This window comes from Dactylosporangium sp. NPDC000244, assembly GCF_040300725.1.
Lineage (GTDB): Bacteria > Actinomycetota > Actinomycetes > Mycobacteriales > Micromonosporaceae > Dactylosporangium.
Genome location: NZ_JBEPEH010000039.1, coordinates 72,329 through 95,913, shown reverse-complemented (window position 1 = coordinate 95,913; position 23,585 = coordinate 72,329). Strand labels below are relative to the sequence as shown.

General features: G+C 72.2%; 24 protein-coding genes. 10 read left to right on the top strand and 14 right to left on the bottom strand.

The genetic code is table 11. The features are described from left to right. Positions 1-35: 35 nt before the first annotated feature. Positions 36-692: a response regulator gene (locus tag ABT369_RS43485; RefSeq protein WP_350621871.1), complete on the bottom strand. Its 657-nt coding sequence runs from the start codon at positions 690-692 to the stop codon at positions 36-38. Continuing rightward, positions 689-1,903, bottom strand: coding sequence for a sensor histidine kinase (locus tag ABT369_RS43480; RefSeq protein WP_350621869.1), 1,215 nt, complete (start codon positions 1,901-1,903; stop codon positions 689-691). Before ABT369_RS43480 ends, ABT369_RS43485 begins: the two co-directional genes overlap by 4 nt. A gap of 243 nt (positions 1,904-2,146) precedes the next feature. Here ABT369_RS43480 and ABT369_RS43475 point away from each other — a divergent pair, with 243 nt between their 5' ends. Continuing rightward, positions 2,147-2,803, top strand: a complete 657-nt coding sequence (locus ABT369_RS43475) for a hypothetical protein (RefSeq protein WP_350621867.1) — start codon at positions 2,147-2,149, stop codon at positions 2,801-2,803. A 157-nt stretch (positions 2,804-2,960) separates the two neighbouring features. Here the strand turns inward: ABT369_RS43475 and ABT369_RS43470 are convergent, their stop codons facing one another. Continuing rightward, a complete protein-coding gene (locus ABT369_RS43470) occupies positions 2,961-4,307 on the bottom strand; it encodes an aspartate aminotransferase family protein (RefSeq protein ID WP_350621865.1) in 1,347 nt (448 codons plus the stop codon). Positions 4,308-4,397: 90 nt separating this feature from the next. On the opposite strand from ABT369_RS43470, the gene ABT369_RS43465 reads away from it, so the two are divergent. Then, positions 4,398-5,276 carry a LysR family transcriptional regulator gene (locus tag ABT369_RS43465; protein ID WP_350621863.1) on the top strand — a complete coding sequence of 293 codons (879 nt, stop codon included), beginning with the start codon at positions 4,398-4,400 and terminating at the stop codon, positions 5,274-5,276. On the opposite strand, the gene ABT369_RS43460 is transcribed toward ABT369_RS43465, so the two are convergent. Next, positions 5,262-6,068: a DUF1028 domain-containing protein gene (locus ABT369_RS43460; protein ID WP_350621861.1), complete on the bottom strand. Its 807-nt coding sequence runs from the start codon at positions 6,066-6,068 to the stop codon at positions 5,262-5,264. The two genes, ABT369_RS43465 and ABT369_RS43460, sit on opposite strands and share 15 nt — an antisense overlap. Before the next feature lie 873 nt (positions 6,069-6,941). Here ABT369_RS43460 and ABT369_RS43455 point away from each other — a divergent pair. Then, positions 6,942-7,886, top strand: coding sequence for a hypothetical protein (locus ABT369_RS43455; RefSeq protein WP_350621859.1), 945 nt, complete (start codon positions 6,942-6,944; stop codon positions 7,884-7,886). 488 nt (positions 7,887-8,374) lie between these two features. On the opposite strand, the gene ABT369_RS43450 is transcribed toward ABT369_RS43455, so the two are convergent. Together ABT369_RS43450 and ABT369_RS43445 are read right to left on the bottom strand one after the other, a co-directional pair. Beyond that, positions 8,375-8,926 (bottom strand): hypothetical protein, encoded by a 552-nt coding sequence (locus tag ABT369_RS43450; protein WP_350621857.1) that lies wholly within the window; start codon positions 8,924-8,926, stop codon positions 8,375-8,377. Next, positions 8,923-9,648, bottom strand: a complete 726-nt coding sequence (locus ABT369_RS43445) for a TetR/AcrR family transcriptional regulator (RefSeq protein ID WP_350621855.1) — start codon at positions 9,646-9,648, stop codon at positions 8,923-8,925. Before ABT369_RS43445 ends, ABT369_RS43450 begins: the two co-directional genes overlap by 4 nt. Before the next feature lie 49 nt (positions 9,649-9,697). On the opposite strand from ABT369_RS43445, the gene ABT369_RS43440 reads away from it, so the two are divergent. The 4 genes from ABT369_RS43440 to ABT369_RS43425 are packed head-to-tail and all read left to right on the top strand — an operon-like array spanning position 9,698 to position 12,336. Beyond that, complete coding sequence (locus ABT369_RS43440) at positions 9,698-11,143, top strand: MFS transporter (RefSeq protein ID WP_350621853.1); 1,446 nt, start codon at positions 9,698-9,700, stop codon at positions 11,141-11,143. Positions 11,144-11,191: 48 nt separating this feature from the next. Next, positions 11,192-11,683 carry a phage holin family protein gene (locus tag ABT369_RS43435; RefSeq protein WP_350621850.1) on the top strand — a complete coding sequence of 164 codons (492 nt, stop codon included), beginning with the start codon at positions 11,192-11,194 and terminating at the stop codon, positions 11,681-11,683. Then, the gene (locus ABT369_RS43430; protein ID WP_350621848.1) at positions 11,680-12,072 is read left to right on the top strand and encodes a DUF3618 domain-containing protein; all 393 of its coding nucleotides are present in this window, start codon (positions 11,680-11,682) and stop codon (positions 12,070-12,072) included. The genes ABT369_RS43435 and ABT369_RS43430 overlap by 4 nt, the downstream gene beginning before the upstream one ends. Beyond that, positions 12,073-12,336, top strand: a complete 264-nt coding sequence (locus ABT369_RS43425) for a DUF4235 domain-containing protein (protein WP_350621845.1) — start codon at positions 12,073-12,075, stop codon at positions 12,334-12,336. 51 nt (positions 12,337-12,387) lie between these two features. Here ABT369_RS43425 and xylB read toward each other — a convergent pair whose 3' ends face one another. The 3 genes from xylB to ABT369_RS43410 form a co-directional block, all read right to left on the bottom strand. Continuing rightward, positions 12,388-13,776 (bottom strand): xylulokinase, encoded by a 1,389-nt coding sequence (xylB, locus tag ABT369_RS43420; protein WP_350621843.1) that lies wholly within the window; start codon positions 13,774-13,776, stop codon positions 12,388-12,390. After that, positions 13,773-14,933: a xylose isomerase gene (gene xylA / locus ABT369_RS43415; protein ID WP_350621840.1), complete on the bottom strand. Its 1,161-nt coding sequence runs from the start codon at positions 14,931-14,933 to the stop codon at positions 13,773-13,775. The genes xylB and xylA overlap by 4 nt, the downstream gene beginning before the upstream one ends. Positions 14,934-15,018: 85 nt before the next feature. Continuing rightward, on the bottom strand, positions 15,019-16,224 hold the full coding sequence (locus ABT369_RS43410) for an ROK family transcriptional regulator (protein ID WP_350621837.1): 1,206 nt from the start codon (positions 16,222-16,224) through the stop codon (positions 15,019-15,021). 216 nt (positions 16,225-16,440) lie between these two features. Here ABT369_RS43410 and ABT369_RS43405 point away from each other — a divergent pair, with 216 nt between their 5' ends. After that, the gene (locus tag ABT369_RS43405; protein ID WP_223102116.1) at positions 16,441-16,896 is read left to right on the top strand and encodes an RrF2 family transcriptional regulator; all 456 of its coding nucleotides are present in this window, start codon (positions 16,441-16,443) and stop codon (positions 16,894-16,896) included. Between the two features lie 53 nt (positions 16,897-16,949). After that, on the top strand, positions 16,950-17,177 hold the full coding sequence (locus ABT369_RS43400; protein ID WP_350621834.1) for a hypothetical protein: 228 nt from the start codon (positions 16,950-16,952) through the stop codon (positions 17,175-17,177). 492 nt (positions 17,178-17,669) lie between these two features. Here ABT369_RS43400 and ABT369_RS43395 read toward each other — a convergent pair whose 3' ends face one another. From ABT369_RS43395 to pyk, 4 genes are all read right to left on the bottom strand, one after another. Then, entirely contained in the window at positions 17,670-18,173 is a 504-nt protein-coding gene (locus ABT369_RS43395; protein WP_350621831.1) for an NADPH-dependent FMN reductase, read from the bottom strand. Positions 18,174-18,433: 260 nt separating this feature from the next. Then, positions 18,434-18,889, bottom strand: coding sequence for an RrF2 family transcriptional regulator (locus tag ABT369_RS43390; protein WP_350621828.1), 456 nt, complete (start codon positions 18,887-18,889; stop codon positions 18,434-18,436). Between the two features lie 4 nt (positions 18,890-18,893). Further along, a complete protein-coding gene (locus ABT369_RS43385) occupies positions 18,894-19,763 on the bottom strand; it encodes an acyl-CoA thioesterase (protein ID WP_502891897.1) in 870 nt (289 codons plus the stop codon). A 39-nt stretch (positions 19,764-19,802) separates the two neighbouring features. Further along, positions 19,803-21,221: a pyruvate kinase gene (gene pyk / locus ABT369_RS43380; RefSeq protein WP_350621822.1), complete on the bottom strand. Its 1,419-nt coding sequence runs from the start codon at positions 21,219-21,221 to the stop codon at positions 19,803-19,805. A gap of 102 nt (positions 21,222-21,323) precedes the next feature. Here pyk and ABT369_RS43375 point away from each other — a divergent pair, with 102 nt between their 5' ends. Then, positions 21,324-22,424, top strand: coding sequence for a low temperature requirement protein A (locus ABT369_RS43375; RefSeq protein WP_350621820.1), 1,101 nt, complete (start codon positions 21,324-21,326; stop codon positions 22,422-22,424). Here ABT369_RS43375 and ABT369_RS43370 read toward each other — a convergent pair. Beyond that, positions 22,405-23,559 (bottom strand): mechanosensitive ion channel family protein, encoded by a 1,155-nt coding sequence (locus tag ABT369_RS43370; RefSeq protein WP_350621817.1) that lies wholly within the window; start codon positions 23,557-23,559, stop codon positions 22,405-22,407. The two genes, ABT369_RS43375 and ABT369_RS43370, sit on opposite strands and share 20 nt — an antisense overlap. Between the last annotated feature and the right edge of the window lie 26 nt (positions 23,560-23,585).

The window sequence follows — 23,585 nt, the reverse complement described above, 5'->3', positions numbered from 1 at the left end:
CGCCCAGCCGTCGCATCAGCCGTCGAAAGTCCAGCTCAGCCGCCGAAGTCCAGCAGGTCGCCCGGCCCGATGCCGAGGTGGCGTTCGAGGTCGGCGGCCGAGTGGTCCCTGAGGAACTGGGCGAACCGCGCCGTCACGACGCTCATGTACTCGTGGGCGACCTTCTCGGAGATGTCCAGGCGGCGCGAGATCCTGCGGTAGCTCTCGCCCCGCGCCCGGCCTCGCAGCACCTGGCACTGGCGAGGGCTCAGCGACGGGAGGGCGCCCTGTCGCTGGGCCAGTTCGGCCAGCCCCACGAGCGCCGGGGTGATCACGAACTCCCCCCGGTGCACCGCGTGGACGGACTCGCTGAGCCGCTCCAGCGGCTCGGTCTTGTGCACGATGCCGCTCGCGCCGGCGCTCAGGCACCCGGCGAGCACGGTGAGCCGATGCTCGTTGGTGTAGATGAGCACGCGGTAGCCGGCCGCGGCCACGTCCGCCACCGCGCTCCCGCCCTGGCGCACGCCTCCGGTGCCGAGGCCGTCGAGGTTCAGGTCGAGCAGCACCACGTCGACCTCGGGTGCGGCGTGCAGCAGTTGCTGATGCCTTCCGTACGCCCCCACGACCTCCACCGAGGACAGCAGCACGCGGAGCCCTTCGCGCACGACGGTGTCGTCATCGACGACGGCGACACGGCGCGTCCCCGGGCTCATCCGTCGTGCCGTTCGCCGGCGCGGGACGGTTTCGCCGGCCCGCGCAGGGTGATCGGGGTGCCGTCGCCGGGTGCCGAGTCGATCTCCGTCGTGACGCCCCAGCGCAGCAGATGGTCTCCGGCCTGGTGGGACAGCCCGTACCCGAGGGGCGTGCGATCGGGGACGAAGCCCACCCCGTCGTCGACGACCGTGATCTCCCAACCGTCGGTGTCCGCCTCGACGTCGCCGTGCACGGTGACCTCGTCGGCGCCGGCGTGGACGCGGACGTTCAGCAGGACGGTGCGCAGCGCACGCATCACCGCGGTGGCGAGCCCGTCGGGCACCTCGATCCCGCTGACGAGCCGCGTGTTCAGGGTGATCGGCAGGTCACGGAACTCGTTCGCGACCGCGGTGATCAGATCGCGCAGGTCCACCGGTCCGTCCTCGATCGGCGGGTCGTGGCGGTCGGTGCCGAGGAAGAACCGGATCTCGTGGCTGGCCGCTGCCGCCTGGCGACGCAGCAGCGCCAGCAGGCGCGGGTCGGTGACCGGTTCGCTGAGCAGCCGCAGCACGGTGGCCTGGTCGTGCAGCAGAAGCCGGTGCTTGTCCAGCTCGGAGCGCCGCGCCGCCAGCACCGCCTCGGCCCGCGCCCGGTCGGCGAGGTCGGCGAGACGGCGCAGGTACGACGCGACCAGTCGAGACACAACGGCGAAGCTCACCAGCCCGACCGCGTTGTTGACCGCGGTGGACGTCTGGCCACCCGAAATGCTGACCGCCAAGTAGACGCCGGCGATCAGGAGGCAGCCCGCGATCGTGTGCCACCATCGTGGCAGCGCCACGCCGGCCGTCACGGCCGCCACCGCACCGGCGCCGAACCCCCACGCCACCCATGTTCCTACCCGGTCGTCCGGCGCGCTGTACCAGCGTTCGGCTCCGACGAGCACGGCGATGATCGCGACGTCGGCGCCGCCCAGCCCCAGCCCGGCGAACCGCCGCACTCGCACGGCGCAGGTCGTCACGACCACAGACTCCACAATCATCACGGCCAGCAGGAGCAGAAAGAGCCACGGCCTGGTTGCGTGTTCGAGCCCCTCGCGGATCGCCAGCAGCAGCTGCACGATCAGGTTGAGCCGGATTCCCAGGACGCCGAGCAGCATCACGAGCTCCGCTTCGGCCGCGAGGGTGTGGCCACGAAACCCGGCGATGCGACGCCACGGTGATTGCCCGATCACCGGCGGCGGCTCCTCCCGGCGGGGCGGCCGCCGTCATCGACAGCCTCGCCGGCCGGGTGCCCTACCGGCAACCCCGGACGATTCCGGGGTGGCTGCGAACGATCTTTCTCAGCATCATAGGCGCACGCTCACCAGGTGCGCGGACCGTCGTCCGCGGACCCGTGCCGGCGCCCATGGGTGCCGCGCCCCGTTCGCATCCGCAGCGGGCCCGCCGTCATCAACCGACATCGCGGAGGACGGATCGTGTCCACACGTACCTTGCTCGCCGTCCTTGCCGTCGCCCTCAGCGCGCTGTCCGCCTGTGGCGATGCCCGACCGGCGACCACCGGCGGGACGGAGCCGGGCGCGAGCGCGACCCGCCCGGCGGCCGAGGAGATCAACGGCTGGAAGCTGCCCACCGCGGTGGCGAAGTGGACCCTGATGACCAACGGCGACCTGCTGGCGATGGGGAAGGCGGGCCACTACACCGACGTCGCCGGCATGGACATGCTGCGCGGCGTCGACGGCATGCCCGGCAGCAAGGACGACGGCTTCGACGTGTACGACGCGCTCGCGGCGGAGAAGCACAGGGGCGACGCGGAGTCCAACTCCGGCAATGCCGCGATGCGCGACGTCTACGCGCGTGCCGAGGTCCACGCGGCCGTGTACGAGTATGCCGGCGACCCCCGGCGCGGGGTCTACGTGTTCCGGTCGTCCGAGCCCCGGATGGCGTCCGGCAAGGGCCCGGCGGGCTGCGACAAGCTCTTCTCGGGTGGTGGCATCCGGTGCACGCGGATGGAGGACGGACTGCAGTGGACGTTCCTTGCCCGGGTGAGCGACAAGGGCGGCCCGACCGCCGGCGAGACGCGGGAGTTCATCAACGCGTTCCTGGCCGCGCAGGGGTCTCAGCCGATGCAGTGACGCGGCATCGGGCCGTTTGTGATTGCCTGGTGACAAATGCGGCGAGCTCGATCTCGCGGCGCAGGCCGGCGTCGCGCGGACGGCCCTGCCCGGCGGCGCCGCTCGGCTCGGGGCCGCCGACGGTCAGGCCCGGCCGCGGCGGCCACCACGCTGCGGCTCACGCCCCTGTGAGCGCCCCGACGGGCGCCGCGGTAAGCGCCCCGGTGAGCGCCTCGTCCAGGATGGCCAGGCCGCGGTCGATCTCCTCGTCGGTGCTGGTCAGCGGCGGGGCGATGCGGAACGTGCCGCCCATGCCGGGCAGCTGGACCACGTTCATGTGCAGGCCGAGCGTCAGGCACCGCCGCGTGACCTCCGCGCCCAGGCGGTCCGCGCCGGTCTTCGTCGCGCGGTCGGTCACGAGTTCCAGGCCCTGCAGCAGGCCGCGGCCGCGCACGTCGCCGACGACCTCGTGGCGGGTGCTCAGCTCGAGCAGGCCCCGCCGCAGGCGCTCGCCGAGCTCGGCCGCGCGGCGGTCGAGGCCGTCGCGCTCCAGGATGTCGAGCACGGTGTTGCCGACCGCCGCGGGCAGCGGGTCGCTCACGTGCGTGGTGTAGAAGAGGAAGCCGCGCTCGTACGCCTGCTGCTCGATCGCCTCCGTCGTCACCACGGCCGCGAGGGGCAGGCCCGCGCCGAGCGTCTTGGACAGCGTGATGATGTCGGGCACGACGCCGTCGCGCTCGAACGCGTACCAGGTGCCGGTCCGGCACAGGCCGGTCTGCGCCTCGTCGAGGATGAGCAGCATGCCCCGCTCGCGGCACTTGGCCTGCAGGGCGGCGAGGTACCCGGGCGGCGGCTCCAGCACCCCGCCCGAGCTCAGGATCGGCTCGACCAGGCACGCGGCCGGCGCTCCGGAGGACTGGGCGTCGAAGAGCGCGAACGCGTGGTCGAGCTGGCGGCGCCAGTCGAGCGTGCCGTCGGGGCGGGTGAAGTCGGGGCGGTACGCGTCCGGCGCCGGGATCGCGAAGTTCCCGGGCGCGGGCGGCCCGTAGCCGCGGCGCCCCGCGCTGTAGGTGGCCCCGGCCGCGGCCTGGGTCATGCCGTGCCAGGAGCGCGCGAAGGAGACGATCTCGTGCCCGCCGGTGACGAGCTTCGCCAGGCGCACGGCCGCCTCGTTGGACTCGGCGCCGGTCGTCAGCAGCAGGACCTTGGACAGCTCCGCACCCTCGAAGGGCGCCTGTGCCTTGCCCAGCGACTCGGCGAGGCGGCGCGACAGGTCGACGACGGGCCGCGAGAGCATGCCGCTGAAGAGGTGGTCGAGCTCGCCGATCTGCTGCCGTACCGTCGCCACGATCTCCGGATGCGAGTGCCCCAGAATCGCGCTCATCTGCCCCGACGTGAAGTCGAGGATGCGCCGGCCGTCCTCGGTGAAGACGTGGCTGCCCTCGGCGCGCACGATGATCTCCGGGGTGAACGCCCCGCCGTACCGCACGACATGCCGCTGCGCATCGCTCCAGAAGTCCGCCATGTCCCCGACGCTACGGCCGCGCTATGTTCACTTCCAGCTCACGATTTCGCACAGCTTGTACGGCTGGATCGAACAAAGGGTGGGAACCACGTGCTCGACCCGTGGCGGCTCAAGCTGCTCGGCGACCTGGCCGCGCTCGGCACCGTGCGGGCCGTGGCACAGGCCGCCCACCTGAGCCCGTCGACCGTCTCCCAGCAGCTCGCCGTGCTGGAGCGGGAGGCCGGCGCCCGGCTGTTCGAGCGGGCCGGCCGGCGGCTGCGGCTCACGGACGCGGGCGAGACGCTGGCCCGGCACGCGCGCACGATCCTCGACCAGATGGAGACGGCCCGGGCCGAGGTCGCCGGCGACGGCTCGGCCCCGGCCGGCCGCCTGACCATCGGCGCCTTCACGAGCGCGGTCAACACGTTCGTCCTGACCGCCATCCGCCGCCTGCGGGCCGAGCACCCCCGCCTGCGCGTCGACCTGCGCGAACTGGACCCGACCGAGGGCATCCCGGCCCTGCGCCGCGGCGCGTGCGACATCGCGGTGACCGCCGACCTGTTCGACGGCGGCGCACCGGTCGACGACGAGATCCTGCACACCCCGCTGGCGACCGACCGCGTGGTGCTGGTGACCGCCGCCGCCCCCGTCGCCGGGCCGGTCGACCTGGCCGCGTACGCGGGCGCGGTGTGGTCGGCCGAGCGCCCCGGCACGTGGACGCACGACCTCATCACCCGGGCGTGCCGGCGGGCGGGCTTCGAGCCGGACGTGACCGCGGTCTTCGCGTCGTACGGGCCGCTGCTCGCCCACGTCGAGGCCGGCCTGTCGGTGACGCTGCTGCCGGAGCTGGCCGTGGACGCGCGCTACGAGGTGGCCGCGCACCCGCTGCGGGAGCCGCTGCGGCGGCGCATCACGGCGGCTGTGCGCGCCTCGGCCGCGACCCGCCCGTCGGTCGCCGCCGCCCTGGCCGCGCTGTCAGCTGCCGCGTAGCTGCTCCAGGACGAGCGGGTCGATGGCGCCGGGGACCATGCGCTCCTCGAGGTTCTCGACCCCGGCCCAGGCTTCGAGGTCGGCGTACCCGAGCGCCTCGAGCCGCCGCGCGACCTCGGCGGCGAGCTCGCCCTCCAGGGGCAGCAGGGTGGCCGGGTCGGGTTTGCCGAAGTACAGCTCCCAGAGGTCGATGAGCCCGCCCATCCGCCCCACCGGATCGGGATCGTCGTCGACGCGCAGGTCGACCTCGGTGTCGCTCATGCCGCCGTAGCCGGCCCCGCGCCGCACGGTGAACAGCGCCGCGCTCTGCCGCCCGCGCCGGTCCCCGCCCGCGGCGTCCCCGGCCGCGAGGGCCGCGTGCAGCCGGCGCGCCAGCGACAGCCCCGCGGACCCGAGCCAGGCCCGCTCCATCTCGGCGACGACCTCGGGCCCGGCGAGGATGTTGCCCTGGATCGCGTACCCGTCGCCCGCCACGCCCCCGGCCCACGCGAAGCACTCGTCACCGGTGAACGTCGCGCCGTCCCCGGCCGGCCCGACGACCCCGAGCTGGCGGTGCGCGCGCCCGCCGTCGGCGGCGGTGAGCCCGGCGATCACGTCGGCGGCGGCGGTACCGGTCCGCAGCAGCGCCAGCCCCTGCGCCCGATACGCGAGGTTCGCGAGCGCCTGCGTGGCGAGCGCCCCGATCCCGGCCTCGGCCGCGGGCACGGCGGCCCCGACGGCGAGGAACTTGCTGGCCACGGCGACACCGAGCGACTGCCCGTCGGAGGACCGCCCGACGATCGAGAACGTCATGCCGCCACGGTACGGCAATCCTTCACTCCGGCAATATTGTCACCCAGCAACAAGAAGGTCAGTCGACGTCCGGGTCGTAGTCCGGGTTGATGCCACCGTGGTGGATGGCCGAGAGCGCGAGCGCGATCGACGCGAGGGCCTTGACCTCGGCGAGCTTCAGCTGCTGGTCGATGGTCATCTCGTCGTACCGCTCGTCGAGCCTTTCGTGATGTGCACACCATGAGACCAGCCGGCCGGGCCGTACCAGAGGCCGCCGGTGGCACGACCAACGCGAGCGGGTCGACGTGCCGACCGATGAGATCCGGCCCCCGGGCTTGCGTGGCGAGCGCGACGAAGACGGGATCTGGTGTACCCACGCCCAGCTGCGTCCGGGCGTTCGTCGGGCACCCACGGCGAACGCAGAGAATCCGCCTCGTGTCCACCTCGTCGACGAGGACAGCGGTCCATCGATCATCGAATCGGATGCGGTGTCGTGGCGGATCAACGTCGAACGGTGGATCGGCCGTAGCCCGACCGACGACCGCCTCTCCCGGCGATCCGCGACTCGCGCAGCCCATCGGGCCCGGCTTTCGGTTCTGGCGGGCGCCCCGCCTCGCGCACTGCCTTGCACGGCGAAGCACACGATGCACTATGCGAACCGCTCAATCATGCTCACGGGTCCATCGCTGACCGGGTGTCTGCCCAGTTCACGAAAATGATCAGCCGGGTGCGGGAGTCGGCGCAGCTGGGTTCGGAGCCAGACCCGCAAATCAGCGCACAAGGAAGCAAGCCCAGCAGACGCAGGCGATCTGGCGCGCCGCGTCGGATGGCGAGTCGAAGCCGGCGAAGCCCGCCACCCCATGTCGTCACCGTTTCACTGTTAACATCGGTCGAGTGGCAGCCTCAGATGAACATACGGCAATATCTGAGATCTTCGTCGGCATAGTCGAACGCTTGTCGAATTCCCGGCTGTATGGATTTCGTGAATCCGACCGGTCGATGTATGACTTCGCCTGCAATCTAACTCAGACTCACGAACGGATCGTGGTTGGCCAGACATTGTGGGGACATCATGAAGGCGTTTTGAAGGACATAGTTTCGCTCCAGGCCAACGCGGGCCACACAACTCTCGGAATCTACCTTTTTCCCGACACCCTCCGGGCCCGCCGAGCAATCGACGAAGCACTGCAGCACATTCGGCGAATTCGCACCGGCCCAGCTGTTCTGCTACGCATGATACCGGTACCCTCGGACTTTCGAGCGGATAATATCGAGGATCATGCACACATGGTCAGATATCTTGAGGGACGGATATCAGACGACCTACTGCTGCGCAACGTCTTTGGCAACGCAAACGCCGATGATTTGGTTCGGTTCCAACGCTTTGCCAACATTCCGGGCATGAATTTGGCAATTCTTGAGGCAATACACGAGGGAACAGCCCCCCTAGTCTCGAATCTTGCGTCAACCCTAGGTGCTGCCAGAACAACCACGGCCAATAAGTTCGACATCCTGGTCGCATCCGGATTTATCGAGCTGAACGAAGATCGGCCGGTCGGCCTCTCGCCGAAGGGCCGCTTGGTACGCGATATTGCCAGCCTTCTAAGAGCGGCCCTGGCCGATCCCCGGGTGTTGAACGCAGAACTGAATCTGCTCTTGGCCCGCGTTGGAATATCGGTGCCTTCCGAGGTTCCCGATTTGAGGGACCCGAAAGGACTCACACCGTACTACACCCGAAGCGACTCTCACGCGCGCTGCATTCAGTTGCTCGCAGAGGCGGTCAACGCCTCCGACCAATACGGGAGCCCGTTGACCTTGCCACACTACGACAAGATCTAGGCCTCGAGGCCGGCTGGATGTGTACACCGACACGCCGCCGTGCAAGCTGTTGCCGAGATCCGGGAGCATCATCGAAAAGCCGAGTGCCGCACCGCGCCCGAGAGACCACAGCTTCGTGTCCGATGTTTTCGGGCACGAGGATCGGACTGGCGCCGGCGGCCCGCGCAACACAAAATACACTCCACATGTGATTCGGTCCGCATTCGCCACAAGCCAGTAGGCCCTTAAACGAACGGCGGCGATGTCAGGCACATCGAGGTCGTTGAGGATCTCGGCGTAGCGCAGGACCGCCTTGGCCTTCCGGCGCAGCCGCCGGTCCTCGAACGCGAGGTATGCGGAAGAACGTAACGTCCGTCCAATTGTTCGCTCGGAGCGCGGCGTGCCACCGTTGCCCCACAGGCCTTGCTCACTCAGGCTCTACGTCCGCCGACGAACGCCAAGGTGGGGCGCGCTGGGCTCGAACCGAGTACCGCGGGGCGGCGTGGGGGTTACGCGAGGACCTGGGGCGGCTGGGACAGGCACACGAAGGGGCCGCGCACGCCGGCGCTGAAGCGCTCCGCCGCGCGCAGGGCCACCTCCACGCGCCGCTGCGGGGCCATGCGCGACTGTGCCGTCGCGAACAGGGCGCCGAGCGCGATCTCGTCCCCCACGCCCACGGCCGCGTACCCGTCGGCGGCCTCGGCGACCTGGTAGTCGTCGTGCACGGTGAAGAGGCGGCCCTTGACGCCCACGAGGAACGTCCCGCCCTCCTCCCGCTCGCTGTCGCGCCGGGCCCAGCCGCCCGCCTTCAGGCACTCGCGCACCGCGTCGATGAAGCGGGTGGCCATGAACCGCTCGATGTCGCCGACCGGCTTCGGGGGCTTCAGGGAGTACCGGATGAGCTGCCCCATCCGGAAGGACGTGGTGAACCCGAAGAGGTATCCGTTGTTGTGGAACACCTTCGAGTCGGCGCGGACGGTCAGGCTCCAGCCCGAGGCGCCCGCCGAGTCGCCGCCGATGTAGACGGTTCCCTGGTGGACCAGGCCGACGATCGCGGTCACGCGGCACCTCCGGCGGGCCGGGCGTAGGTCGCCAGGCCGTCGATCATCAGGTCGAGGGCGAACTGGAAGCGCTCGTCGCCGCTGCCCTCGATCATCGTGGGGGCCAGGGCTACGAGGTTCGGGAACTCGTCGGCCGGCAGGGCGGCGAGGTAGTCGCGGACCTGGTTCAAGTACGGCTCCGCCTCCGCCTCCGTGCGCCGCCCCAGCTCCTCGTGGATGGACTGCTCGACCGCGTCGGCGATGATGACCATCGACATCTGGTCCATCGCCCAGGCGCAGATGCGGTCCGGAATGCCCGCGCCGCGCAGGAGGGCCAGCAGGGCCTCGGTGTAGCGCAGCGAGTTGAGGCCGGTCGGGATGTTGGCCCGCGCGACCCGCACGAGGTCGCGGTGCGAGCAGAACACGTTGCGGCTGGCGAAGCAGGTGCGCTTGACCTCGGCCTTCCAGTCGGGCACGTCGGCGCGCGGGAGCGGGATCTCGCCGACCACACGGTCCAGGAGCTGCTCGAGGAGCTCGTCCTTGTTGGCGAAGTACGCGTAGAGCGACGCCGCGCCCGTGCCGAGCTCCTGCGCGACCCGCCGCATGCTCAGCGCGTCGAGGCCGTCCCGGTCGACCAGGCGCAGGGCGGTGCTCAGGACCGCCTCCGCGCTCAGGGGCTGGCGGGCGGCCGGGGCTTTCTTCGGCGCCCGCCACGGTGGGGCGGGAATGGCGGCAGCAGGCACCCGGCAATCGTACTTGACACGAACGCCGTTCGTAAGTAGAACGGTGTTCGTGAGATACGAACAGCGTTCGGACCCCTGGATCGTGCTGGCCATCGTGCTGGCCGCCGAGGTCATGGACCTTCTCGACGCCACGGTCATCGCCATCGCCGGGCCGTCCATCCGCGCCGACCTCGGGGGCGGCACGGCGTTCCTGCAGTGGCTCGCCGCGGGGTACACCCTCGCCTTCGCCGTCGGCCTCGTCACCGGAGGCCGCCTCGGCGACGTCTTCGGCCGCCGCCCGATGTTCCTCGCCGGCGCGGCCGGCTTCACCCTCATGTCCCTGCTCTGCGCGATCGCGCCCGGCCCGGCCTGGCTGATCGCGTTCCGGGTGCTGCAGGGCCTCTGCGGCGCCGTGCTCATCCCCCAGGGGCTCGGCCTGATCAAGGCCGCGTTCCCGCCCGAGAAGGCCGGCTCCGCGTTCGCCGCGTTCGGCCCGGTGATGGGGCTCTCCGCGGTCTGCGGCCCGATCCTGGCGGGCGTGCTCGTCGACGCCGACCTGTTCGGCACCGGCTGGCGGGCGATCTTCCTGATCAACCTGCCGGTGGGCCTGGCCGCGCTGCTCGGCGCCGCGCGCTGGCTGCCGCGCAACGCCGAGCGGGACCCGGGCCTGCGCCTGGACCTGCCCGGCACCGCGCTGCTCGGCGGCGCCCTGCTGCTGCTCGTCTTCCCGCTGGTGCAGGGGCGCGAGCTGGGCTGGCCGTGGTGGTGCTGGGCGGCGATGGCCGCGTCGGTGCCCGGGCTGTGGCTGTTCCGCCGCTATGAGCAGGGCCGCGTGCGGGCCGGGCACAGCCCGCTGGTGGAGCCCTCGCTGCTGGCCAAGCGGCGCTTCAACGCCGGGCTCGTGGTCGGGCTCATCTTCTTCGCCGGTGTCATGGGGCTGTCCCTCATCATCAGCGTGTACCTCCAGCTGGGCCTCGGCTACAGCCCGCTGCGCGCCGGCCTCACCCAGGCGCCGTGGGCCTTCGGCACCGCGCTCGGCGCCGTCGCCGCGCACGGCCTGAGCGCCCGCCTCGGCGGCCGCAAGGTGCTCGTCGGCGGCACCGGCGTCGTGGTGCTCGGCGTCGTCGTGTTCCTGGGCACGCTCGCGGCCACCGGCGGCCCGGCCTCGCCGTGGCCGCTGCTGCCCGCCCTGCTGGTGCTGGGGATCGGGATGGGGGCCTCGATGGCGCCGTACTTCGACATCGTCCTCGCCGCCGTCGACCCCCACGAGCTCGGCTCCGCCTCCGGCACGCTCACGGCCGCCCAGCAGATCGGCGGCGCGATCGGCGTGGCCGTGCTCGGCACCGCGTTCTTCTCGTGGGCCGGGCGGGGCCTCACCGTCTCCCTCGAGCGCGTGCTGTGGCTCGAGCTCGGGCTGCTCGTCCTCGCCGGCGCGCTGTGCTTCCTGCTGCCGGCCCTGGCACGGGAGGAGACCCCTGAGGCGCACGAGGCCTCCGTGGCAACGGTTGCGGGTTAGCCCCGCCTCAGGCTGGGCATCAAGTCGGTACGGGCGAGAGGAGAAGCCATGACGTCCACCCTGGAGCCGCGGAGCGCGGAGGCGGTCCGCCCGGCCCTGACGCCGCGCGTGCAGAACCCGATCACGAGTCCCGCACCGAGCAGCGCCGACCGGTCGACCGCCGAGCTGGTGAAGCTCGCCGCCGAACAGGTCTCCACGCTGGTGCGCGACGAGCTGAAGCTGGCCCAGATCGAGCTCACCGAGAAGGGCAAGCGGGCCGGCCTCGGGGCCGGGATGTTCGGCGGGGCCGGGCTCGTCGCGCTGTACGGCGTCGGCGCCCTGCTGGCCGCGCTCATCATCGGCCTGGCCACCGTGATGCCGGCCTGGCTGGCCGCGCTCATCGTCGGCGTCGCGCTCTTCCTGGTCGCCGGCGTGCTCGCGCTGGTCGGCAAGGGCCAGGTGAAGAAGGCCGTGCCGCCGATGCCGCAGGAGTCGGTCGCGGGCGTGAAGGCCGACATCGACACCATCACGACCTCGGTGAAGCACGGGGGCCACAAATGACGGCAACGGAATCGCAGCACAGCGCGAACGGGCACAGCACCACCGCCGACCCGGCGGCGTTGCGGGCGGAGATCGCCCGCACGCGCGCCGGGCTCGGCGAGACCGTGGAGGCCCTCGCGGCCAAGGCGGACGTGAAGTCCCGTGCGCAGGAGGCGATGCACTCCTCGGTGGAGGTCGCCAAGCTGCGCATGCGCGAGGGCGTCTCGCAGGTGGCGGCCAACGCCGCCTACGCGAGCCGCGAGCTGCGGACGCACCCGAAGAGCACCCTGCAGACCGGGATGCGCCGGCTGCTGGACTCGGCCCGGGAGCGGCCCGCCCCGTGGGTCGTCGGCTCCGCGCTGCTGGTCCTGGCGGCGCTGGTCGGCTACCGCAGCCGGCGGGAGTACTGAATGAACAAGCTGCTGTACAAGCCGTTCAGCATCGCCTTCAGCGTGGCGGGGGGCGTCGCGGCGGGGATCGTGTTCAAGCAGGTGTGGAAGCGCCTCGCCGGCGAGGAGGACGCGCCCGCGGCGACGTCGCGGGAGTACGGCTGGGGCGAGGTCCTGGCCGCCGCGGCGCTGCAGGGCGCCATCTTCGCCGTGGTGAAGGCCGCGATCGACCGCGGTGGGGCCGCGGGCGTGCGGCGGCTCACGGGTGAGTGGCCGGACGACTGAGCGGGTGACAAGAAAAAGCTCCGTCGAGGATGACCTCGACGGAGCTTTTTCCTACTGCAGCAACGCTTGCGCGCGGTCGCGCACGTCCGAGTACACCTTCCGGGTCTTCTCGGCCGGATCCGCCGTCACATCGACCGCGGACACCGGCCACGACGGCGCCTCGGAGGACCCGCGCAGCGCCCACGCCGCCTGCCGGGCCGCGCCGAGGGCCACGTACTCCCCCGGCTCCGGCACGCTCACCGGCACCCCGAGCAGCCCCGGCGCGATCGCCCGGACCGCCGCCGACGCCGCCGCGCCGCCGATGAGCAGCACCCGCTCGACCGGCACGCCCAGCGCGCGGACCGCGTCGAGGCCGTCCGCGAGCCCGCACAGCATGCCCTCGTACGCGGCCCGGGCCAGGTTCGCCGGGCCCGCGTTGGCGCGGGTGAGCCCGTTGAGCAGCCCGCGCGCGTTGGGCAGGTTGGGCGTGCGCTCGCCGTCGAGGTAGGGCAGCAGGGTCAGCCCGCCCGCCCCCGGCTCCGCGGCGAGCGCGAGTTCGTCCAGTGTGGACAGTGGTACGCCGAGCAGCGCCGCCGCCGCCGTGAGCACCCGGGCCGCGTTCAGCGTCGCGACGAGCGGCAGGTGCCGCCCGCTCGCGTCGGCGAACCCGGCCACCGTCCCGCTCGGGTCGGCGACGGGCGCCGCGCTGACCCCGAACACGGTGCCGGAGGTGCCCAGCGACACCACCAGGTCGCCCGGGCGCAGGCCGAGGCCGAGCGCCGCGGCCATGTTGTCGCCGGTGCCCGCGGCGAGCAGCGCACCGCCCGCGGTCTCGCCGACGACCTCGGCCGGCCCGGCGACCCGGGGCAGCCGCAGGTCCCGCCCGAAGGCGAGCCGGACGAGATCGGGCCGGTACTCCCCCGTCGCCGGCGACCAGTACCCGGTGCCGGAGGCGTCGCCCCGGTCCGTCGTCAGTTCGGGGCTGGTGTTGAGCTTGTGGGTGATCCAGTCGTGCGGCAGCACCACCGAGGCGGCCCGGGCCGCGACCTCCGGCTCGTGCCGGGCGACCCAGCGCAGCTTGGTGACGGTGAAGCTGGCCACCGGCACCAGCCCGACGGCATCGGCCCAGCCCGCGGCCCCGCCGGGCAGCTCGGCGATGAGGTCCCCGGCCGCGCCGGCGGAACGGGTGTCGTTCCACAGCAGCGCGTCGCGGACCACCTCGCCGGCCTCGTCGAGCAGGACCATGCCGTGCTGCTGCCCGCCGACCCCGACGGCGGCCACCCCGTCGAGCAGCCCGCCGGCGGTCGCCTCCTGCAGCGCCGTCCACCAGTGCTCGGGGGCGACCTCGGTCCCGTCGGGGTGCCCGGCGCGGCCCTCGCGCACGACCGCGCCGGTGTCGGCGTCGCAGACGAGCACCTTCGTCGACTGGGTGGAGGTGTCCACCCCGGCGACGAGCGTCACGAACGGACCCCGAGCAGGTGCTCCATCGCGAGCTGGTCGAGCACCTCGAAGGCCCCGCCGCGCGCCGCGAGGGTGTCGACGTCGAACTCCTCCGCGCGCAGCGACGCGATGGTCTCGCCCTCGGCCAGGGTCGGCTGCGACAGCTCGCCGACGCGCGCCGCCGCCAGGGCCGCGGCCACGTCCGGGTCGGCGCGGAAGGAGCGGACGCGCTCGCGCAGGATCAGGTAGTTGCGCATGCAGGCGCGCGCGGTCTCCCACACGCCGTCGTAGTCCTCGGTGCGCGGGGGCTTGTAGTCGAAGTGGCGGTAGCCGGTGTACCCGCCGGTCTCGAGCACGTCGACGGTCCAGAACGCGCCCCGCAGGTTGCCGGCCCCGAAGCGCAGGTCCTGGTCGAAGCGGGGCCCGTGCTGGCCGTTGAGGTCGATGTGGAACAGCTTGCCGTGCCAGAGCGCCTGGGCGATGCCGTGGGCGAAGTTCAGCCCGGCCATCTCCTCGTGGCCCACCTCGGGGTTGAGGCCCACGCGGTCGGGCTCGTCGAGGGTCGCGATGAGCGCGAGGGCGTGGCCGATGGTCGGGAGCAGGATGTCGCCCCGGGGCTCGTTCGGCTTGGGCTCAAGGGCGAAGCGGATGTCGTACCCCTGCTCGCGCACGTACTGGCAGAGCACGTTGAGGCCCTCGCGGTAGCGGTCCAGCGCGGCGGCCACGTCCTTGGCCCCGCCGGACTCGGCGCCCTCGCGGCCGCCCCAGAGCACGTAGGTCTCCGCGCCCAGCTCGGCCGCGAGGTCGATGTTGCGCAGCACCTTCTTGAGGGCGAAGCGCCGCACCGCGCGGTCGTTCGAGGTGAACCCGCCGTCCTTGAAGATCGGGTGGCTGAACAGGTTGGTGGTGACCATCTCCACGCGCACGCCGGTCTCGCCCAGCGCGTCCTTGAAGCGCCCGATGAGCTTGTCGCGGGTCGCGTCGTCGCTGCCGAACGGGAACAGGTCGTCGTCGTGGAACGTGACGGCCGCGGCGCCGAGGTCCGAGAGGCGGTGCACGGCCTCCACCGAGTCCAGCGGGGCGCGGGTCGGGCCGCCGAACACGTCCTGGGCCTGCCAGCCGACGGTCCACAGCCCGAAGCTGAACTTGTCTTCGCGCGTGGGCTGGTAATCAGTCATGGGTACCTCTTCGCGGTGGCGGGGTGTGTTGGGGCACACGGTACGCCGCTCAGGGGGTTTGTTCAAGAAAAGAACTAACCCCTCCTCACGCCCGGAAGACCACCCGGTAGTAGGTCTCCGAGTGCTGCAGGGCCAGCAGGACCGCGCCGCGGACCTCCGCGTCCGGGCCGAGCTTCGACGCGCGGATCTCGACCCCGCGCAGGGCCGGGGCGAGCGCGTGCCGGGCCGCGGCGGCGCGCAGCGGCTCGAGCAGCAGGTCCCCGATGGCGGCCAGCCCGCCCCCGACGACGACGAGCGCCGGGTTGTACGCGTTGATGAGCCACGACGCCGCCAGCCCGAGGTATTCGCCGACCTCCTCGATGATCCGCCGCGCCGCCGGGTCCCCGTCGCGGGCCGCGGCGGTCACGTCCCGGGCGTCGAACCCGTCCAGCCCCGCCCGCTTCGCCGCGCGCACGATGGCCGGCCCGGACGCGAGGGTCTCCAGGCAGCCGACCTTGCCGCAGTTGCAGGGCTCGGCATTGCCCGGCACCGCGTTGTGCCCGATCTCGCCCGCGGTGCCGCCGACCCCGTGGAAGACCCGGCCGTCGGAGAGCACCCCGGCGGAGAGGCCGGTGCCGGTGTACAGCAGGGCGAGGTCACCCACCCGCTCCCCCGCGCCCTCGAGGTTCTCGGCCACGGCGGCGGCCTGCCCGGCGTTGTGCACGTAGACCGGGGCGCCCTGCAGCTCGGCCGCGAGCAGGTCGCGGACGGGCACGTCACGCCAGCCGAGGTTGGGCGCGAGCAGGCACACGCCCGCGTGGAAGTCGGTGAGCCCCGGCAGCACGGCCCCGACCGCGGCGATCTTGGCCCCGGGCAGCCCGGCCCCGGCGATGCCCGCCCGGATCTCCGCCGCGACGGTCCGCAGCACCTCGCCCGGCGCCGTCCCCGGCCCGGGCGTCGCCAGCTCCCGGCGCACGATCTCCTCGCCGGTGGCGTCCCCGATCGCGATGGCGGTGCGCCGGGCCCCGATGTGCACGCCGACCACGAGCAGCGACCGCGCGTTGAACTCCAGCAGGATCGGCGGCCGCCCGCCGCTGACGGCCGTCGAGCCCGGCCCGATCTCGCGCACCAGCCCCTCGGCGATGAGCTCGTCGACGATCGCCGAGACCGTCGGCTTGGCCAGCGTCGTCGAGCGCGCGATGCTGGCCCGCGAGACGGGGCCGCCCTCCTTGACCATGGTCAGCACGAGCGAGCGGTTGACCTCGCGCATGACGTTGTGGTCGGCGCCCCGCCGCGGCTCATCTGATCGCATAATCCGACAACGCTACCCCGATGCTCACCCGCGGGCCGCGCCCCGCATGACCAGGGCGGGCACCACCTCACGGCGGACGCGACGGCCGGCGAGGGCCGCGGCTCCGGCCGGTCGCGCGGCCGGCAACGCCCACCCCGGCGATCACGCGCAGGCGGGCACCCTACATTGGTAGCGGACAACCTATGCCACCAGCCCGGCCGGAAAGGCAGTCTTTCGATGCACATCTCGGCGCGCGGCGACTACGCGGTTCGCGCTTCCCTCGGGCTCGCCGCGGCCTATCCCGCGGTGGTGTCGGCCGCGGGGCTGGCCGACGAGCAGGACATGCCCAGAAAATTCCTGGAGGCGGTCCTCGGCGACCTGCGCCGCGCGGGCCTGGTCCGCGGCCAGCGCGGCGTCGACGGCGGCTACGTGCTCACCCGCCAGCCCTCGGAGATCATGGTCGGCGACGTGCTGCGCGCGGTCGACGGCCCGCTGGCCGAGGTGCGCGGCGTCCGCCCGGAGGAGGCCATGTACTCCGGCACCGCCGAACACCTCCAGCAACTCTGGGTCGCGGTGCGCGCGGCGGTGCGCAACGTCCTGGACGAGGTGAGCCTGGCCGACGTGGTGCGGGGCCGCATGCCGGCGCACGTGCGGCGCCTGACCACGCCTCCGGCCGCCTGGCAGCCGCGCTAGCCGCGTTGGTCGTTTCCGGGTTGCGGGCTCGTCGCGGGCCCTACGCTCGGATCATGTCGACGAAAGCGCACGACCCCTATCTGCAGGCCGCCGAGGGCTTCCTGCACAGCATCCGCGCCGAGCTGGACATGGCCGACGACCTGGAGATGGACCGGACGCTGCGGGTCACGCAGACGTATGCGCTGGTGAGCATCGCGCGCTCGCTCAACGAGATCAGCGAGCGCGGCGGGGCCGAGGACGCCGGCTCGCTGTTGACGGCTGCGGCGGCGCTGCACAACTGATGCTTGATATGTCGGGCGCTTCGCGCCGCGACATATCCGCATTTATCCCCTGACGGGGTATTCGGTGTTCCGAGGTGGTTGGTCCGTTTCCGGGCGAGGCCGCCGCTCGAACGCCGCCCGGCACGGTGCCCGTCCGCGGTGGAGTCAGCGCCCCCGGACGAGGCGGGCAACCGGCCCGCACCCGGCGCCGCCGGCGCAGTGAACAGCACCCCGGGACGACGCGGGCAACCGGTCGCGCCGAACCCGGCGCCGCTGGTGCGCACATCCGGCGCGGTGAAGGCAGCACCCCGGAGTCGGCCCGAACCGGGCGCCGCTGCCGCACTCAACCAGCCGGCTCGAAGCGACGCCGCCAGCACGCGGCCGGGCGGCCCAAATCGACGCCACCCGCGCAGAATCAGCCAGCGCAGATCGACGCCGCCAGGGCGCGACCGGACGGCTCGAAGCGACACCGCCCGCACGCGAACAGGTGCGCGGGGCGGGTCGGTGGTGGAGTCAGTGCGTGGCGGCGGTGTCGAAGTGGGCGGCGATGCCGTCGACGTACTCGGCGGCCGCGGTACCCGCGTTCGCCAGTTCGCCCTCGACCACCGCCAGGCCCGGGTCGACCGGCACCGCGCCCAGCTCGCCGAGCAGTTCCCGCAGGTGGCGCTGGGCCGCGTCCGCCTGGGGCTGCACGCCCGCGGTGACAACCATGACGGCGGCGATGTCCTTGAGGCCGTCGGCCGGGAGCTGGTCGAGGAGCACCTTGAGCACGCCGGTGTAGCTGCCCTTGTAGGTGGGCGTGGCCACGACCAGCACGCTCGCGCGGCGCAGGGCCGCGACCGCCTCGGCCAGGGCGCCGTCGCCGGGTTGCAGGAGCCTGACGCCGAGGTCGCTCACGTCGACGGTGCGCGGGGCCACCAGGCCCAGCCGCGCGGCGAGGGCGCCGCCGACCTCCTCGGCCAGGTGCAGGGTCCGCGAGTGCGGGCGAGGGTTTCCGGAGACCACGACAATCGTCACGCCGACGATCCTAACTCCTGTTTTTCCGATAGGAAATAGCGACTAGGGGTGAGTCGAGACCGGCGGAGGCGAGGACAACGCGGCACAGGGGCAGCGCGGCACAAGGGCAGCGCAGGCTGGAAAAACGGGGACAAACCCCACGAGAGCACCGCAAAAGCGACGGTGCGGCAAGGCGTGGGTGCGGTCTTGCCGCCGCGGACGCCGGGATTCCTGGCGGGAGCGACGGTCCGCCACTGACGCGGACCCGAGCAGGGAAAACCTCAGACCCAGGCGCGCGGATCGGCGACGAGGTCCCGCACCCGTTCCGGCAGTTCGCCCGTGACCACGTCCTCGATCGTCACGGTCTCGAGGATGAGCCGCTCGTTGGCCCGCAGCGCGATCCACACGTCCTGCAGCGCCTGCGCCGCGCCGTGGTAGCCGAGATCCTCCGGGCGCTGGCCGCGCACGTTGGCGAGCGGGCCGTCGATCACGCGGATGATCTCGGCGAGGGAGATCTCGGCGGCGGGGCGGGCGAGGCGGTAGCCGCCCTCGGGGCCGCGCTGGGCGAGCACGATGCCGCCGCGGCGCAGTTGCAGGAGGATGCTCTCCAGGAACTTCGGGGGGATCTGCTGGGCCGACGCCAGGCGGTCGGCGGTCACCAGCTTGCCGTCGGCCGACGTCGCCGCCAGTTCCGCCACCGCGCGCAGCGCGTAGTCAACTCGGGCCGAAAGCCGCATGTCCTCATCCTCCCACGCGACGCAGCAAACCTTCCTGCACGGCCGTGGCGATGTGCCGGCCGTCCAGGGTGAACATACGGCCCGTGGCCAGGCCGCGGGCGCCCGACGCGGACGGGCTCACGCAGTCGTAGAGGAACCACTCGTCGGCGCGGAAGGGGCGGTGGAACCACATCGCGTGGTCCAGGCTCGCGCCGGCGAAGCCGCCGGGGCCCCACACGGCGCCGTGGGCCGACAGGACCGAGTCGAGCAGCGTCAGGTCCGAGGCGAAGGTGAGCACGCAGGTGTGCAGGACCGGGTCGTCGGGGAGCTTGCCGGCCAGGCGCATCCACACGCGCTGGCGGGGCTCGGCGGGGCGGTCGCCGGCCGGGACCCAGCCGGGCTCGCCGACGTAGCGCACGTCGATCGGGCGCGGGACCATCGACCAGATGCCGGCGCGCTCCTCGTACCTCGCCAGCCGCTCCGCCGTCGTCGGGACCTCGTCCGGCGGGGGGACGTCGGCGGGTGCGGGCTCGGCGTGGTCCAGGCCGTCCTCCAGGCGGTGGAAGGAGGCGGACATGAAGAAGATCACCTTGCCGTGCTGCTGCGCGACCGAGCGGCGCACCGAGAAGGAGCGCCCGTCGCGGATGTTCTCCACGGCGTACGTGATCGGCACCTCCGGATCGCCCGGGCGCACGAAGTAGCCGTGCAGCGAATGGACCCGCCGCTGCCGGTCCACGGTGCGCCCGGCGGCGACGAGGGCCTGCCCGGCCACCTGGCCGCCGAAGACACGCTGGGGGCCGTCCGGCGGGCTGATGCCCAGAAACCGGTCGTCCCCCAGCGCCTCGAGGTCGAGCAGTCGGACGAGCTCATCCACGGCTTCCTGTCCGGTTGCCAGTTCAGTCACCGGACAATCTTCGCAGCTCGCCCGAACTTTTTACTGTGAGAGTGCTCCCAGCTGATGCACGCGGAGGGTGTTCGTCGATCCCGGGGTTCCGGGGGGCGAGCCCGCCACGATGACCACGTCGTCGCCGGGCGAGAGCCACGGCAGCCCGACGAGGGCGATGTCCACCTGCTCGAACATCTCGTCCGTGTGCTCCACGAACGGCACGTCGAAGGTCTGCACGCCCCAGCTGAGGGTGAGCTGGTTGCGGACCGTGGGCTCCGGGGTGAACGCCAGCAGCGGCAGCTCGCAGTGCAGGCGGGCCAGCCGGCGCACGGTGTCGCCGGTCTGCGAGAAGGCCACGAGCGCCTTCGCGCCGATGTTGCGCGCGATGTTGGACGCGGCCGAGGTCAGCGCGCCGCCCCGGGTGCGAGGGTCGTGCTGCAGGCGCGGCACGGTCAGCGCCCCGCCCTCGGTGGTGGCGACGATCCGCGCCATCGTGGAGACGGTCAGGATGGGGTACTTCCCGACACTCGTCTCCCCCGACAGCATGACGGCGTCGGCGCCGTCGAGGACCGCGTTGGCCACGTCGGAGGCCTCCGCGCGGGTCGGCCGCGCGTTCTCGATCATCGAGTCGAGCATCTGGGTCGCGACGATGACCGGCTTGGCCTGCTCGCGGCAGAGCTGCACCGCGCGCTTCTGCACGAGCGGCACCTGCTCCAGCGGCATCTCCACGCCCAGGTCGCCGCGGGCGACCATGACGCCGTCGAAGGCGTTGACGATGGCCTCGAGGGCGGCGACCGCCTCGGGCTTCTCGACCTTCGCGAGCACCGGGCGGCGGATGCCCTCCTCCTCCATGATCTCATGGACGAGCTTGATGTCGTCCGGCGAGCGCACGAAGGACAGCGCGATCCAGTCGGCACCGAGGCGCAGCGCGAAGCGCAGGTCCTCGGCGTCCTTGTCCGACAGCGCGGGCACGCTCACGGCCACGTTCGGCAGCGAGACGCCCTTGTTGTTGGACACCATGCCGCCCTCGGTCACGAGGACGGTGATGTCGTTGCCGTTGACCTCGGTCACCTCGACGGCGACCTTGCCGTCGTCGATGAGCAGCCGGTCGCCGGCCTTGACCTCCTGCGGAAGTTTCTTGTACGTGCAGGACACCCGGTCGGCGGTGCCGAGAATGTCGTCACTGGTGATGACGGCCGTGTAACCGGCCGCCCACTCGTGCGGTCCGTCTGCGAAGCGGCCGAGACGGATCTTCGGACCCTGGAGGTCCGCGAGGATGCCCACGGGGCGGCCGGCGGCGGTGGCGGCCTCCCGAACAAGGTTGAACACCGAGGCGTGGTCCTCGTGGCTACCGTGGCTGAAGTTGAGCCGCGCGACGTCCATCCCGGCGTCGACTAGGCCACGGAGCCGCTCGGCCGACGACGTGGCCGGGCCGAGCGTACAGACGATTTTGGCGCGTCGAGTCACGCCCTTGAGGCTAGCCCCTCGTTCACGGCGCGTATCCGCTGCCCCGGCCCGGAGCCATCAGTTGAGACTCCGGTCACCCGGCCTTTGCTCGATACTGGTCCGATGTCCACCCTCCCCCAGTGGCGGCGACCCATGCGCGCCCGCGACACCCACGAGGCACACCGCGTCGCCACCCCGCTCGAGCTGCTGTTCGACCTGTGCTTCGTGGTCGCCATCGCCCGGCTGGGGCAGCTGCTGCACCACTCGGTGGCGGAGCACCACGTGGCGCACGGCATCGCCGGGTTCCTCATGACGTTCTTCGCCGTGTGGTGGGCGTGGATGAACTTCACCTGGTTCGCCTCCGCGTTCGACACCGACGACGTCCCCTATCGGCTGACGGCTTTGCTGCAGATCGCGGGGGTACTCGTCCTGGCCGCCGGCGTCGCCGACGCCTTCGAGGGCGACCTGCGCGTGGTCACGCTCGGTTATGTGATCATGCGCATCGGGCTCACGACCCAGTGGCTGCGCGCCGCCCGCGGCACCGCCGAGGTCCGGCGCACCGCCCTGCGCATGGCCGCCGGGGTGAGCGCGTGCATGGTCGGGTGGGGCCTGCTGCTGTTCACCCACGGCACCACGCACACCCTGCTGTTCGTGGTGATGGCGGCGGCCGAGCTGTCGGTGCCGGTGTGGGCCGAGCGGCCCTGGCCGACGCCGTGGCACCCGCACCACATCGCCGAGCGCTACGGGCTGCTGTTCATCATCGTGCTCGGGGAGGTCGTCCTGTCGACCACCCTGGCGGTGCAGGGCGGCTTCGCGGCCGGGCGCCTGTGGTGGGTGGCCGGCGCCGGGCTGGTCATCGTGTTCGCGTTCTGGTGGCTGTACTTCGAGCGCCCGGTCCACCACCGCCTCACCGGCAAGCGCCAGGCCTTCGTGTGGGGCTACGGTCACTTCTTCGTCTTCGCATCGGCGGCGGCGCTGGGCGCGGGCCTGGCCGTCGTGCTGGAGGACCCCGAAATCGCGCTCCTGCCGGTCTCGATCCCGGTCGCGGTACTCCTGGTCGCGCTGCAGGCGCTGCACCTGCCCCGCCGCCTGGCCTGGCTCACGTACGCGGCGGCAATCCTGGTGCTGGGTGCGGGCTTCTTCGGGCAGTACGCGCTGCCGGTGATGGCCGCCGTGCTCGCCGGGCTCGTGGCGACGCGGGTGGCTACGGCTCCCGCCCGGTGAACGCCTCGGCCCGCGCCCGGCCGTCGACGCTGTGGCTGAACACGCGCGAGTCGCCGTCGGTGGTGAGCGTCTGCCCCGTGAGCGTCGCGTGCAGCGGCATCGCCGAGGTCATCTCCGCGCGGACCCGCGGCAGCGCGTCCGGGTGCGTGTCGCGCAGCCAGCCCACGAGGTGCTCGCGCACGAAGCAGCGCAGATCCCACAGCTTCGGCGCGTCGGCGGCGCTCACGAGCGCGCGCAGCTGCATGGCGCTGCCGGTGGCCTCGATCACCTGCAGCACCGACACCCGCCCGTCCCACAGGTCCGTGGACTCCAGCGCCCGGCGCAGTTCCTCACGCATCTCCGGCACCGGCAGCCACCAGTCCACGTCGAACATCACGGCCCCCAGCAGTGCCGAGCTCGTCCGGGTCCAGTTCTCGAACGGCTTCTCGGTGAAGTAGGACGTCGGGAGGATGAGCCGCCGGTCGTCCCACACGTGCACGACGACGTAGGACAGCGTGATCTCCTGCACCCGCCCCCACTCCTGCTCGACGATGACGACGTCGCCGAGCCGTACGGCGTCGGAGAACGCGAGCTGCAGCCCCGCGAACACGTTGCGCAGGACGCTCTGCGCCGCGAGACCGGCGATGATGCCCAGGAACCCCGCGCTGGCCAGCACGCTCGTGCCGAGGAGCCGCGCCCCCGGAAACGTCATGAGCATCACGGCGACCGCGAGCACGGCCACGACCGCGACCGTCACCCGCCGGATCATGACCACCTGGGTGTGGACGCGCCGAGCCGTACGGTTGTCGGGCACCTCGGTGTTGACCCGCGACAGCGCCGCATCCTCGGCGACCACGAGCAGCGCGGCGAGCAGCCAAGCCGCCGCCGCGATGATGACCAGCTGATCGGCGTGCAGAAACGTGTGCCGCCACGAGGCCCCGTCGGCGTTGGCGCGAACGGCGAAGTAGACCGCGCACAACACCAGGACCCACTGCGTGGGCCGATGCGCGCGCTGCGCCAGCTCGGTGACGAGCGACGACTGCCGCCCGACGCGCACCAGAATCTTGTGCACGACGTGTACCGCGAGCAACGCCAGGAGCGCGGACCCGAGCGCGATCCCCAGCGGCAAGAGCGTGTCAAAGACCGAATCCCGCATTCTGCGCGCCTTACCCGCCAAGGGTG